The sequence below is a fragment of the Listeria aquatica genome (assembly GCF_014223975.1).
Classification (GTDB): domain Bacteria; phylum Bacillota; class Bacilli; order Lactobacillales; family Listeriaceae; genus Listeria; species Listeria aquatica.
Genome location: NZ_JAARRM010000001.1, coordinates 358,917 through 372,636 on the forward strand (window position 1 = coordinate 358,917; position 13,720 = coordinate 372,636).

A 13,720-nucleotide genomic window follows, 5' to 3' on the forward strand; every position below is an offset into this window, starting at 1 on the left:
TATACTAATGAAATGTGAAGAAATCGAGGAGGAATTGGAACGATGAGTCAGGATTTGCAAAAAGAAGTAGCAACACGCAAAACCTTTGCGATCATTTCTCACCCGGATGCCGGAAAAACGACTATCACGGAGCAACTTTTGCTATTTGGTGGCGCCATTCGTCAAGCGGGTACTGTAAAGGGTAAAAAAACAGGAAAGTATGCAACGAGTGACTGGATGGAAATCGAGAAACAGCGTGGGATTTCTGTGACAAGTTCTGTGATGCAATTTGATTATGAAGGTTTTCGGATTAATATTTTAGATACACCGGGACACTCGGATTTTAGTGAGGATACGTACCGGACACTGATGGCTGTTGATGCGGCTGTAATGGTTATTGATTCTGCGAAAGGAATCGAGGCGCAAACAATTAAGCTTTTTAAAGTTTGTCGCATGCGTGGGATTCCAATTTTTACGTTTATGAATAAAATGGACCGGGAAGGAAAAATGCCGCTTGAACTTTTGTCAGAACTAGAAGAAGTGCTTGAGATTGAATCCTACCCGATGAACTGGCCAATTGGGATGGGGAAAGAACTCATGGGCTTGTATGACCGTTATCATGGTGTTGTGGAACGCTACCGCGCTGAGGAAGGCGAAACCTTCCTTCCACTTGGTGAAGATGGCGATTTAAAGGAAGCTCACCCTATTCAAAATTCAAGTTACTACACTCAAGCGCTTGAAGAAATAATGTTACTCGATGAAGCGGGAAATGAATTTAGCCGCGAACGGATTGCCGCTGGAGAATTAACACCTGTCTTTTTTGGAAGTGCGCTTACGAACTTTGGTGTGGAAACGTTCCTTAAAACTTTTGTTGATTTTGCCCCAGCACCGTCTCCGCATGAAACGAGTGAAGGTGAATTACTTCCTGAGAATCCTCATTTCAGTGGATTTGTATTTAAAATTCAAGCTAATATGAATCCTGCTCATAGGGACCGAATTGCTTTTGTACGAATTTGTTCGGGCGAATTTGAACGAGGGATTGCGGTTACGCTAACACGGACTGGAAAGCAAATGAAGCTTGCGAACTCTACGCAATTTATGGCTGATGACCGGGAAAATGTTACACGTGCGGTTGCTGGCGATATTATTGGGCTATATGATACCGGAAACTATCAAATTGGGGATACGATTTCAAGTGGAAGTAAAACGATGGCATTTCCTAAATTACCACAGTTTACACCAGAGCTTTTCATGAAAGTTTCCGCAAAAAATGTCATGAAACAAAAGCACTTTCATAAAGGTGTTGAACAGCTTGTGCAAGAAGGGGCAATTCAGCTTTTTAAAACTTGGCGAATGGAAGATTACATCATTGGTGCTGTGGGTCAACTTCAATTTGAAGTATTTGAACACCGAATGCGCAATGAGTATAATTCAGAGATTATTATGGAGCCTATCGGGAAGAAAATTGCTCGTTGGATTCGTGAGGAAGATGTGGATGAAAAACTTTCTACCGCTCGGAGCATGCTTGTGAAGGACCGGTTCGATCAGCCGTTATTCTTATTTGAAAATGAATTTGCGATCAACTGGTTTAGAGATAAAAATCCAGATATTGAACTAACTGCATTGCTTTAATGAAGATTTAACCACGTCGCTTTTTAGCGGCGTGTTTTTTGCTATGCTATAATGGAAACAGAATAAGACCAAAAAAAGGGGGGCTACGACAGTGAAAGATGCTACATACTGGGTTCAGAAATGGAAAAAGAAAGAGTTGAGTTTACCGGAGTATTACACGGAATTAAATCGACAAGTGACGCAAAAGAATCCAGATTTGAATGCTTTAGTTGAATGGGATTTTGATGCTTTGCTAAAGGCTGCGCAAAACTTTACGATAACAGAAGAAGCACCATTTTCTGGGCTAGCCATTCCGCTTAAAATGCTAGGGCAAGAAAAGGCAGGTTGGAAGTCCACTTTTAGTTCGCGTTTGTTCAAAGAGAATCGTTCAGCGCAAACGTCTAATTTTACAAATAAATTGGAACAAATTGGCTTTATTCCTGCTGGGCAAACGAATGCACCAGAGTTTGGATTTAAGAATATCACAGATCCCGTACTTTATGGTCCAACGAGAAATCCGTGGAATTTAGACCATTCGCCGGGTGGTTCAAGTGGAGGCGCAGCCGCAGCGGTCGCAAGTGGCTTATTTCCTATTGCAGGCGCAAGTGATGGTGGAGGCTCAATTCGGATTCCTGCTTCGTTTAGCGGATTAATTGGGTTAAAGCCAACTCGAGGCGCGATGCCGAATGGCCCGGGCGGCTTTCGTGGCTGGCAAGGTGCATCCATTGATTTCGCCCTAACTGTATCAATGCGAGATACGGAGAAGCTGTTTTATGCGATGCGAGGAAACGATAAAGTGGCGCCGTACCATCCACCAAGAGAAGAGTGGGAAACGCATGCGCTTCCGAAACGCTTGAAAATTGCTTACTCGACCATTTCACCTGTCCATTCCTCTGTTTCAAATGAAGCGAAACAAGCGGTGAAACAGGTATGTGAAGAGCTTCAAGCGATCGGTCATGAACTTACAGAAGTAACGTATCCGGTTGATGGTGAGCAATTAATGGCTAGCTATTATTTGATGAATGGCGCAGAAACTTCCGCCATGTTTGCTGGAATTGAAGCGCAATTGCAGCGAAAGATGAGGCCTAGCGATATGGAACTTATGACGTGGGGAATTTATCAATACGGCGAACAGCTTGCGGCAAAAAACTATGTGTGCGCTCTCAACTTATGGGATCAAGCCGCTTTTGAAATGGAAACATTATACAAGCACTATGATTTGTTTTTAACGCCAACCACTGCTTTTCAAGCGCCGAGAATTGATCAAGAATTGCAAAGTGATGCGATTCGCGCGCAACTGCAGATGGCAGGTCAACTGAATGAAGGGGAACTAGCAGATTTAATTGATGCCATGTTTGAAAAAAGCCTAACCCTTTCGCCTTACACACAACTTGCTAATTTAACAGGACAGCCGGCGATTAGCTTACCTACCCATGTGACAACAGAAGGCCTTCCGCTTGGAGTGCAATTCATGGCTTCGAAAGGAAGAGAAGATTTACTATTTTTAGTTGGGAAAATATTAGAAGAAAGGGAGCAATTCAAGCTTCCACAGGCTTATAAATAAAAAGAAGTAAAGATTGACTTTCACAAATTCACATGCTATGATAACAAAGTAAAATTTGATAAACTTTTTGACAGTTGTCAAAGGGGAGTAGCACTGATTTTTAGGAATCAGGATAAAATCGTCATTACATGGATACGGCGTATTCATCGGTTTTATTAACATGTCACATGTCAGCGAGACCTTTGCCCATAAACCGGGTGAGGTCTCGCTTTTTTTATCCTCACTCGAGCTGTTAAAGTTAAAAATGAAGGGGGATTTCTATTGGATACTGCAATGCTACTTGAATACGGCTGGGTGCTTCTTGTTTTAATTGGACTTGAAGGTATCCTTGCCGCTGATAACGCGGTTGTCATGGCCGTAATGGTCAAACATTTACCGGAAAAACAACAAAAACGAGCTCTTTTTTATGGACTACTCGGAGCTTTCGTATTTCGCTTTACGGCACTCTTTTTGATTTCCTTTTTGGCAAATGTTTGGCAAGTGCAGGCACTTGGTGCGATTTATTTACTTTATATTGCCATTAGCCACATTGTGAAACATGCGAAAGGGAAAGAAAATGCCGATAAAACGAAACAAAAAAGTGGTTCTGGCTTCTGGATGACCGTTTTGAAGGTCGAAGTAGCAGATATCGCTTTTGCGATTGATTCAATGCTTGCCGCTGTTGCCCTAGCGATTACACTCCCAAGAACCGGCTGGGGAGAAATTGGCGGAATTGATACAGGCCAGTTCATTGTGATGTTCCTTGGTGGATTAGTGGGACTTATCATTATTCGTTTTGCGGCAACGCAATTTGTCAAGCTACTCAAAAATTATCCATCACTTGAGACGGCAGCCTTTCTCATTGTTGGCTGGGTAGGCGTGAAGCTTGTTATTTATACATTATCGCATGAAAGTCTTGCGATCATTCCACATGCCTTTCCAGAATCAAAATTATGGAAGTTCATTTTCTGGGGTGTGATGATTCTAATCATTGCATGGGGTTGGCTCATTTCTGTTCGACAAAAGAAAAAACAAAATCAGTCATAAAAAGCTTAACAAGGACAAATAAAAAGTATAAAATGAGAAGGTATGTACGAAAAAAGCGTACAACCTTCTTAAATTTATATAGAAATGTTGGTGGAGTAAATTGGACTTCTCGATTCTAGCAGAATATGCTTGGGTGTTTGTGGTTCTTGTCGTTTTAGAAGGTGTTCTTTCAGCAGACAATGCGGTTGTCATGGCTGTTATCGTAAAGGGATTACCACACGACAAACAACGTAAAGCCTTGTTTTACGGACTACTTGGTGCCTTCGTTTTTCGTTTCATCGCGCTCTTTTTAATTTCCTTTCTTGTTAAGATTTGGGAAATTCAAGCAATTGGTGCACTTTATTTGCTTTACCTTGCGATTAAACATATTGTAGACTTAAAACGAGGGAAAAAAGAGGAAAACGAAGTCGAAGAAACATCTAAAAAACCGGTCTCTTTTTGGGGAACTGTGTTTCGTGTTGAATTAACTGATATTGCTTTTGCCCTTGATTCAATGCTTGCCGCGGCTGCCCTTGCTATGACGCTTCCAGACTTTGGAGATTTCCATATTGGAGGAATGAACGGCGGCCAGTTTATTGTGATGTTCCTTGGGGGGCTCGCTGGCCTTGTTGTGATTCGGTTTGCAGCTACTCAAGTTGTGAAACTACTGGAACGTTATCCAACACTAGAAACAGCAGCTTTTCTAATTGTGGGTTGGGTAGGAATTAAACTCGCGATTTATACCCTTTCGCATCCGTCTGTAGGCATTTTAAATGAACATTTTCCTGAAACAACAGCATGGAAAGCTGTTTTTTGGTCCGTTATGATAATAATTGGGTTAGGTGGTTATATCATTGCCAGAAGAAAAGAAAAAAAACAAAACAAAGAGACTTTATCTCGAAAATAAAAATATCCGCAATAAAGTGCGTATTATTCTGTCGCGCATGACGCCTGTTCAAATTATCATCACGTATTATTTTTTCGCGGTAACAATAGCGACTATTCTTTTAAGTTTGCCGTTTACACAAAAGCCAGGGGCACATGTATCTTTTATTGATACTTTATTTACAGCGGCAAGTTCTGTTAGTGTGACCGGCCTTGCAACAATTGATGTCGGACAAATTTATAGTACAGCAGGCATCTGGGTGTTAATGGGGATTTTTCAGCTCGGCGGACTTGGTGTCATGATGTTGAGCACATTCTTTTACTTAATTTTACGGCGGAAAATCGGCTTAAAGCAACGCCAGTTAATTATGACGGATACGAATCAATATACCATGAGTGGTATGGTGCGAATGTTGCGTGAAATATTGTTTTTGATCATTGGCATCGAACTCGTGGGTGCAGTTGTTTTAGGACTTTATTTTATTCCGTTTTATCCAACTTTTGGAGAAGCGATGTTCCAAGGCTTATATAATTCCGTATCTCTTGTAACAAACGCCGGCGTTGACATTACAGGAAACTCGCTTATGCCTTTTGTAAACGACTATTTTGTCCAATTTATTTCGATTTTGCTCATCATTGCTGGGGGGATTGGTTTTCCAGTATTGCTTGAAACACGCCGTTTCTTGTTTGAAAAGAATTCTCTTTATCCCTTCCGTTTTTCTTTGTTTGTCAAAGTCACAACGGTGACTTACATGGCTTTGCTTGTTGTCGGCGGTTTACTTATTTGGCTGATGGAATACAATCATTTTTTCAAAGGGGGAAGTGTAGCAGAAGGCTTCTTCAACTCGATGTTTCTTTCTGCCACATCGAGAAGTGCTGGCTTGCAAACGATTGATTCAGGTTCGCTCACGATTCCAACGCTAATAGTTGTTTCCATTTTGATGTTTATTGGAGCTTCACCAAGTTCTGTTGGGGGCGGGATTCGGACTACAACCTTTGCCATTGTGATCTTATTTTTAGTATCAGTGATTCGTGGCAGAAACCACATTTACGTCTTTGGTCGCGAGCTTTATCAAGAAGACGTTCGGAAGTCACTTGCTGTCACTTTGTTTGCGGGAATTCTTTGCTTTTCTTCGATTATTTTGCTTGCACAAACGGAACAGGCGACCTTAATTGAAATTATTTTTGAAGTCTTTTCTGCTTTTGGAACTTGTGGATTGTCACTCGGACTCACGCCAAACTTGAGTCTCGCGGGCAAGATTATTATTATCCTACTGATGTTTATTGGGCGCGTTGGGATTATGTATTCTATGCTTAGCTTGCGCAATAAAAATGAACCTAAAAATGCGATTCGCTTGCCGAAAGAAAAAATTATTACCGGATAAAAAATGAGTTTGGGACATAAAACAAAAAAGAACAGAATCATCAAGCATACCATTTTTACAAATGGCCTCATTGAATGATTCTGTTCTTTTATTTTTGGCTAGTTAACCTTATTTTTTCATTTTGTTCAAGCCTCAATTTTAATGGTCAGTTTCTGGAATTTTCGACTTAAATGTACTTACCGAAACTGTATGACTCATTTTTTCATAAAACAACCGGTTGTCTTTTCGGAAGAAATTTATGATCAAGTGCAGTGCAAACAAGAAAAGCGATGAAAATGAAATAAAGAATAAAATTAAACGAATTTGTGGGGTAGCGATTTCTTGAACTTGTTGATTGAGCGGAACTAAAATAAGTCCACCAAGTAAATAATAGAAAAGGGTGTAACGCCCTAATAATTGCCAAAAGCTCACTCGTGTTCCTGCAATGCTTGCAATTCTTATACGTACAATCCATTTTCCTGGTGTAAAGCCATTTGTTATGGTTGGCAGAAAAACAAAGTAAAGAAAAATGATCGCGATATCATAAAGAATATGTTCGTAACTGACCTCTACAGTGTTTGATACTGCTTGTTTGGGGATTAAATGAATCGAAGTTAGCAGAAAACCGATAATTCCAATGAAAAACCAGTCAATTAAATATGCTAGGAATCTACGAATGTAGCTGACGCGCTTGCTTTTTTGACTGCTTAAAGAATCCATAGCTTCCCGTGATGGAAGGAAAAATGTAAACAAAGGAGCCATTAAAAAGCCGATAATCCCACCAAGTGTATTAAGCATTAAGTCATCCACATCAAATAAACGATAAGCATGCGGATAGATCCCGTAAATTCCAGTTAATTGTGTGACTTCAAAGAAAAGCGAGATTAAAAAAGCAATAATAAGCGTTTTTATGAACGAAGTGCGGAAGTAATAACGTAAATAAACTCCGAGCGGAAAAAGTAAAAAAACGTTAAAAAGCGGTTGAATTACAACGTTTTGTGCGAGAGCTGGCAAATAAGTTGCTGGCTTTGAGAACTCTAAAACGGTTTGGCTAAGAAACTCCTGTACGAAAGTAAAGGGAACAAGTTGAGGGACCGGAGCTTTTATTCGAATAACATCTTGGGTTTCTGGCAGAGGAAGCAAAGTTAAGAAAAAGGCAGCCATTAAGTAGAAAATAAAAGTAAAAAGGATAAACACACGCATAAATGTGATACTGCCAAATTTTCGGTACGAATAAATCGCGAAGGGGATTGTAAGCAATAAAGCGAGAAATGGAAATAAAATAAGTGCAACTTCAATTGGAAATAAGTAACTAGACATCGATAGAAATCCCCTTTATAAAAATAAGTTTGCCGCTAGAGAAACAAGCGGCAAACTTATTTTAACGTAAAATATTCATTTTGACTATACTACAACTTAGTAACTTTCATGGGAAAAACTTTTATTTCGCTGCAAAAAGTTTTTAATTTTATTTATTCGCAGTTCTACAACGGGCTGGACAATAGTTGTAACAATATTTGTGGATAACAAAGCCGTTAAACTGAAGGCCAGCACGATTAAAATGAAGAAAGTTTCAAAGTTATAACTGATGTTTGACATCCCAGCTTCACGAAATGATTTAATAAAGAAGCCATGCAACAAGTAAACATAAAGCGTGTTTTTACCCCATTTTGTAAAAAAGAACTGTCTTTTGGGGACAAAGGTAAAGAATGCTGCAATCGCTGCAAAACTAATAGCATAAATCAAAACGCGCATTAATAATCCGAGCACTTTAGCATCAACAAATTCGCCATAAGGTTTAGAGCCTAGGAACCAGTCTTCATCGAGTCCGGGACTTACCAAAACGATTGCAAGGATCGCTATAAAGATAGCCCCACCAATGATTTTAGCTGCATTTTTTTGCAGATACAGGAAATGTTCTTTTTTGAGGAAAAATCCAGCTAGGAAAAATGGGAAGAAAACAAAAGTCCGCGATAAGCTTAAGTACCCATCAATTGAATCTACATAACCTGCCAGAAGTCCAATCAAAGTAGCAATAGAGAGAGCAGTAACGGGCTTTAATTTAGAAAAAACGTAAAGCATTAAATTCCAGAAAAACAAGCTAAGCAAGAACCAAAGAGACCATTCTGGATCAAGAAATGTAAGTGAAAAACGATCTTCACTAAGTAAGAAATAATAAAACACAGAATAAATGGATTGGAAAAGTAAGTAAGGCAAAATGAGCTTTTTCATCGTTTTCATTAAATACCCAGATTTTCTAAAACCTTTGGCAAAGTAGCCAGAAATTAAAATGAAAGCTGGCATATGAAAAGTATAAATCATGCTGTACAAGATGCATACGCTGTCATGCTCGGCGACAAAGGGTTGCAAGAGATGCCCAAACACAACTAGAAAAATAAGAATAAATTTCGCATTATCAAAATAATAGTCGCGTGGTTTAACAAGTTTGTTTTCAGTCATAAAAATTCACCGCACATTCCTTTCTATGTATAGAGTCGGTTACTATATATTTTCTCATATTGAAGTAACAATAAACCGACAATCCAATGACAAAACGATGAATAATTTATTAAATCATAAAAAAACCCCTTAGCAAATTGCTTTTGCTAAGGGGAGTGCGTAACTTATTTTACAACATGTTCAAGTACTGAAACTTGAATATTACCATCTTGATCAAGTGTTGCAGTTAAACTTGAGACATCATCTGAATCGATCATTGCATCCGCAATTTGATCTTCCAAGTGTTCTTGGATGGTTCTTCTTAGCGGACGTGCACCAAATTCAGCGTCATAGCCTAACTCAATCAATTTTTTCTTCACATCTTCAGAAACCTCAATGTGCATACCGTTTTGTTGTAACATTTCGTTCAAATCGGTGATCATCAAGTCTACAATTTGCATCAAGTCTTCTTTTTCAAGACTATTGAATTCAATGACACTATCTAGCCGGTTCAAGAATTCAGGTTTGAAATAGTAGCCAAGTCGATTTAACAAGTCCGAACTTTTTTCGAGTTTTTGAATATCGCTACTTGTATTAAAACCAACAGAAGCTTCATGAGTTCCCGTTCCTGCATTACTTGTCATGATAATAACCGTATCCTTAAAGCTTACGGTCCGACCTTGTGAATCCGTCAAACGACCATCTTCTAAGATTTGTAAGAACATATGTTGAACGTCAGGATGCGCTTTTTCCATTTCATCCAGTAATAAAATGCTGTAAGGATTACGACGAACTTTTTCGGTTAATTGACCAGCTTCATCGTGACCTACGTAACCTGGAGGTGAACCGATGAGTTTAGAAACGCTGTGTTTTTCCATGAACTCAGACATATCAAGACGAATCATCGCATCTTCTGAACCAAATAATTCATTTGCTAACGTTTTGCCAAGTTCTGTTTTACCAACCCCGGTAGGTCCGACGAACAAAAAGGAACCGATTGGGCGGTTTTTCACTTGCAAACCAACCCGACTACGACGGATTGCTTTCGCAACTTTTTGAACGGCTTCTTTTTGCCCGATAACTTTTTCATTTAAATGAGCTTCTAAATCTTTCATTTTCGATTGTTCATCTTGTTCGAGGCGACCAACTGGAATTCCTGTTCTTTCTTCAATCAGAACTTGAATATCCGAAGCTTGAATAACGGGGCGTTCAGAGACACCTGATGCATTTTTGTTTTCCTTCAAGCGAGTCATTTCATCTCGAACCGTTGCAGCTTTTTCATAGTCTTCATTTTTAAGCGCTGTTTCTTTTTCATTTTCCAGACGTTCAAGCCGTTCAGCAACCGCTTTGTCATCCATTTTTTCGATCGTAAGGTTATATTTTGAACCGACTTCATCCATCAAATCAATGGCCTTATCTGGTAAATGACGATCTTGAATATAGCGAGCACTTAAATCAATGGCTGCTTGCAAACTTTCTTCTGAATAAGCGACTTCATGGAAATCTTCATAACGATCTTTTAAGCCTTCCAAGATAGTTAAAGTAGCTTCCTTAGAAGGTTCGTCCACCATGACAGGTTGGAACCGACGTTCAAGGGCAGCATCTTTTTCAATTTTACGGTATTCATTTAAAGTAGTAGCCCCAATCATTTGAAGTTCCCCTCTTGCAAGAGCTGGTTTTAAAATGTTCCCGGCATCCATTGAACCTTCAGCAGAACCTGCACCGACGATGGTATGCACTTCATCAATAAATAGAATCGTGTTTTTACGTTCAGTGAGTTCTTCAATTAATTTTTTCATTCGTTCTTCAAATTGACCACGGATACCAGTTCCTGATACGAGAGACGCGACATCAAGTAAAATCACTTCTTTGTCGAGTAGTTTATTTGGGACTTTGCCTTCAACGATTGCCGAAGCAAGACCTTCTACGACAGCGGTTTTACCAACACCAGGTTCCCCAATTAATACAGGGTTATTTTTATTCCGACGGTTTAAAATTTCAATGGTCCGCTTGATTTCTTCATCACGACCAATAACAGGATCCAGCTTATTATTTTTAGCAAGATCCGTTAAATTGGTACCAAATTCATCAAGTAAACCTCCACCGTTTCCTGCTGCTTGTGTTTGAACTCGACTTTGTCTTTCGCGATTTGCCTCTCTTTCTGCACCGAAGTTTGGATCCATGTTCCCATTTAATTGACGGAAAAAGTCATCAAATGGGGAAGAGCCAAATCCTCCTTGCAGATTAGCTTGATTACGGTTTTTAAGTTCAGCGTAGCAAGACTCGCAAAGCGGCATCTCAACGCGCTGACCATTTATATTCATATATAACTGAATGCGTGCTTCATTCTGTTTACAATTTTGACATAGCATAAATTAAATTCCTCCTTTGGAAGAGTAAATAATGGGTTCAAAGATTAGTTTTGACTTTGACTATCTTTGACCTTATGTTTTTATTATACACTGACCTTTTCTGACTTTCAAGTGTTTTGCTCGAATTTTTTCTTATTAACTAAAAAAAAGTTAGTACCGGATTTCTAGAGAACAACAATGTACGAGTGGAAATGCTATAATTTAGTTGAGTAGAAAGATTGGAGTGAAAAAGTTGGATAAATTTGCGAAAGTAGATGAAAAATTAACGTCACTTTTAGTGAAACAAGATGATTTTCTTGTCAATGCGCTTCGAAATAGTCAAGAGGCGGGACTGCCATCTATTGAAGTTTCACCAGCACAAGGTCAATTTTTATATTTTTTAACAAAATTAAGCGGAGCGAAGCGAGTGCTTGAAATAGGGACGCTTGCTGGTTATAGTACGCTTTTTTTAGCGAAGGGGCTATTAGATGATGATTCTAGTGAAGTTGTGACATTAGAGTATGATCCGCAAATTGCAAAAGTAGCTCACAAAAATTTTGAAGAAAGTCCCTATAGACGAAAAATACGTTTATTAGTTGGTGAAGCTAAGGATAGTCTTGCGAAGCTTGTTCAAGAGAAGGGTGAACCATTTGATATCATCTTCATTGATGCCGACAAAGCGAATAATCCACTTTACCTTGACTACAGTCTTCAACTTGTAAAAACCGGCAGTTTAATCATCGCGGATAATATTATTCGAGAAGGTGAAATTCTAAATGAAAATTCTTCAGATGAACGTGTCATAGGAATTCAGCAATATTTAGAAAAAATAGCTGCAGAGTCTTCGCTTGAATCGGTTGCGATAGCGACTATTGGCATCAAGGGAATTGATGGATTCAGTCTTTCGATTGTTACTAAGTAGAATTAAAAAAGCCTTCCAAAGTGGAAGGCTTTAGTAAATTGGAAGTGCGGCAAGTAAGATGAAGACAAAAAGTAAGTGCGATAGGTACAACATAATAAGGCTTCGTCGCCAAACATAAAGCAAATTCCAGAAAAGAGAAGCAACGAAAATGCCGATAACTAGTGCAGGATTGCCACTGAAACACATGAATAATGTAATCAGTAAAGTAGAAACTAAAATGGCAAACCAAGTTGCGTAAGAATCTAATAAACGTTGTAAAACAAAGCCGCGCCAAAAAATTTCCTCTCCTGGAACAATGGCTATGATCATTAAAATCCAAATGATCCAATTGTCTGTTGAAAATTTATTAAAGGCAGAATGAACGGCGCTATTTAAACCAAATGGCATAAATTTTAAAATAAAGGCACCTATGTAGAATACAATATACAAAATGACTGCTGAAAAAATAGCAGGAATGAGTCCTTTTAAGACAGAAGATTGTTTGCTTAAATTCACATTAAAAATTCCAAAACTAAGTAAAAATAGCATAGCTGCTCCGTACATATACCAAAAACTCTTGGTATAATTGAATGTAACGAAAATTAATCCAGCTGCAAGCACTAATCCAAGGATTAATTTAAAATCTATTCGGTTGCTTCTAATCACGATAACACCTCTTCAAACATTTCTACCCTTTACTTTAATCGAAAAGCTGTCTTTTGGCAACAATTCCAATTGAAAAGAGTTTTTTTTATAAGAATTTGCTATAATGAAAAGGGAAGTTTTGCTTGAATCAAGCAAAGGAGTGTTACCGTGTTAGAGAAAAATTATAAATTTTTGTTATGGCTTTATATTTTATGGTTCCTAGCAAGTGTTCTTTTGATTTCACTAGGTGTTTTGCCGAGCAGTTTAACGAGGATTCATTCCATCTTTTTAATTTTTACCGGGATTTTTGCCACTGTCTTTTTTATCATGCAATATGGTAAAGGTTTAGGGTCAGCCATTACGATTTTAATTTTTGTTGTAACGACAAGCATTGAATGGATGCAACTCGGCTTTGCGGATGAAAATTATGGCGGTAATTATGGCTTTACAATTCAGGGGATTCCAGTGACTTTTGGTTTTATTTGGATTGGGCTAATAGCCGGGACACACGTGATTGCAAGGGAAATCACATTAAAGGTAAAGATCGACTGGTTACGTGGAGGAATGTATTCTGTCATTGCCGCAACAATGGTAATGATTTTTGAAGTATTGATTGAACCTATTTCAGTTCAAACTAAACAACTTCCGTTTCTTGGCAATGGTTTAACGGTTTTACAGTTTTCTGATATTGCGAATTGGTGGCTACTCGGACTAATTTTACATTTAATGATTTATTTTATTTTAAGTTTGACGGATAAATGGGAAAATTTGAAGTATCCGGATCTAAAATCTGAAATTGTCATTGTGTACTGGATTATCTTGGCATTTTTTGTCTTCTTATCCTTTTATGCAGATCTTTGGGCATCCATTAGTGTTGGACTTATTGCCAACATCATTTTTACAATTTGTTATTATTTCAGTTTGGATAATAAAAAGGAAGAGCCTCCTTCAAGAAAAGAAACAGAAATATAAAAAG

The 13,720-nt window shown here is 38.6% G+C and carries 11 protein-coding genes and 1 riboswitch; of the genes, 7 read left to right on the forward strand and 4 right to left on the reverse strand.

The window, feature by feature from the left end; translation table 11 throughout:
- The first annotated feature begins 42 nt into the window (after nt 1–42).
- From HB912_RS01800 to HB912_RS01820, 5 genes are all read left to right on the forward strand, one after another.
- Nucleotides 43–1,611, forward strand: coding sequence for a peptide chain release factor 3 (locus tag HB912_RS01800; protein ID WP_185371953.1), 1,569 nt, complete (start codon nt 43–45; stop codon nt 1,609–1,611).
- 91 nt (nt 1,612–1,702) lie between these two features.
- A complete protein-coding gene (locus tag HB912_RS01805; RefSeq protein ID WP_185371954.1) occupies nt 1,703–3,154 on the forward strand; it encodes an amidase in 1,452 nt (483 codons plus the stop codon).
- Between the two features lie 70 nt (nt 3,155–3,224).
- Nucleotides 3,225–3,388, forward strand: a riboswitch (yybP-ykoY riboswitch).
- 27 nt (nt 3,389–3,415) lie between these two features.
- Complete coding sequence (locus HB912_RS01810) at nt 3,416–4,180, forward strand: TerC family protein (RefSeq protein WP_185371955.1); 765 nt, start codon at nt 3,416–3,418, stop codon at nt 4,178–4,180.
- Between the two features lie 100 nt (nt 4,181–4,280).
- Entirely contained in the window at nt 4,281–5,066 is a 786-nt protein-coding gene (locus HB912_RS01815; protein WP_185371956.1) for a TerC family protein, read from the forward strand.
- A 28-nt stretch (nt 5,067–5,094) separates the two neighbouring features.
- Nucleotides 5,095–6,429: a TrkH family potassium uptake protein gene (locus tag HB912_RS01820; protein ID WP_185372829.1), complete on the forward strand. Its 1,335-nt coding sequence runs from the start codon at nt 5,095–5,097 to the stop codon at nt 6,427–6,429.
- A 138-nt stretch (nt 6,430–6,567) separates the two neighbouring features.
- Here the strand turns inward: HB912_RS01820 and HB912_RS01825 are convergent, their stop codons facing one another.
- The 3 genes from HB912_RS01825 to HB912_RS01835 form a co-directional block, all read right to left on the reverse strand.
- Nucleotides 6,568–7,728, reverse strand: coding sequence for a VanZ family protein (locus tag HB912_RS01825; RefSeq protein ID WP_185371957.1), 1,161 nt, complete (start codon nt 7,726–7,728; stop codon nt 6,568–6,570).
- A gap of 96 nt (nt 7,729–7,824) precedes the next feature.
- Nucleotides 7,825–8,868 carry an acyltransferase family protein gene (locus HB912_RS01830; RefSeq protein ID WP_185371958.1) on the reverse strand — a complete coding sequence of 348 codons (1,044 nt, stop codon included), beginning with the start codon at nt 8,866–8,868 and terminating at the stop codon, nt 7,825–7,827.
- 164 nt (nt 8,869–9,032) lie between these two features.
- On the reverse strand, nt 9,033–11,219 hold the full coding sequence (locus tag HB912_RS01835; RefSeq protein WP_185371959.1) for an ATP-dependent Clp protease ATP-binding subunit: 2,187 nt from the start codon (nt 11,217–11,219) through the stop codon (nt 9,033–9,035).
- Nucleotides 11,220–11,451: 232 nt separating this feature from the next.
- Between HB912_RS01835 and HB912_RS01840 the strand changes: the two genes are divergently transcribed.
- Nucleotides 11,452–12,120 (forward strand): O-methyltransferase, encoded by a 669-nt coding sequence (locus HB912_RS01840; RefSeq protein WP_185371960.1) that lies wholly within the window; start codon nt 11,452–11,454, stop codon nt 12,118–12,120.
- Between the two features lie 30 nt (nt 12,121–12,150).
- On the opposite strand, the gene HB912_RS01845 is transcribed toward HB912_RS01840, so the two are convergent.
- Nucleotides 12,151–12,762 carry a CPBP family glutamic-type intramembrane protease gene (locus HB912_RS01845; RefSeq protein WP_185372831.1) on the reverse strand — a complete coding sequence of 204 codons (612 nt, stop codon included), beginning with the start codon at nt 12,760–12,762 and terminating at the stop codon, nt 12,151–12,153.
- A 150-nt stretch (nt 12,763–12,912) separates the two neighbouring features.
- Between HB912_RS01845 and HB912_RS01850 the strand changes: the two genes are divergently transcribed.
- Nucleotides 12,913–13,716, forward strand: a complete 804-nt coding sequence (locus HB912_RS01850; protein ID WP_185371961.1) for a DUF422 domain-containing protein — start codon at nt 12,913–12,915, stop codon at nt 13,714–13,716.
- Nucleotides 13,717–13,720 lie beyond the last annotated feature (4 nt).

Coding starts and splice junctions, on each gene's coding strand:
- HB912_RS01800 (WP_185371953.1), top strand. CDS start 43: ATGAGTCAGGATTTGCAAAAAGAAGTAGCAACACGCAAAACCTTTGCG.
- HB912_RS01835 (WP_185371959.1), bottom strand. CDS start 11,219: ATGCTATGTCAAAATTGTAAACAGAATGAAGCACGCATTCAGTTATAT.
- HB912_RS01830 (WP_185371958.1), bottom strand. CDS start 8,868: ATGACTGAAAACAAACTTGTTAAACCACGCGACTATTATTTTGATAAT.
- HB912_RS01825 (WP_185371957.1), bottom strand. CDS start 7,728: ATGTCTAGTTACTTATTTCCAATTGAAGTTGCACTTATTTTATTTCCA.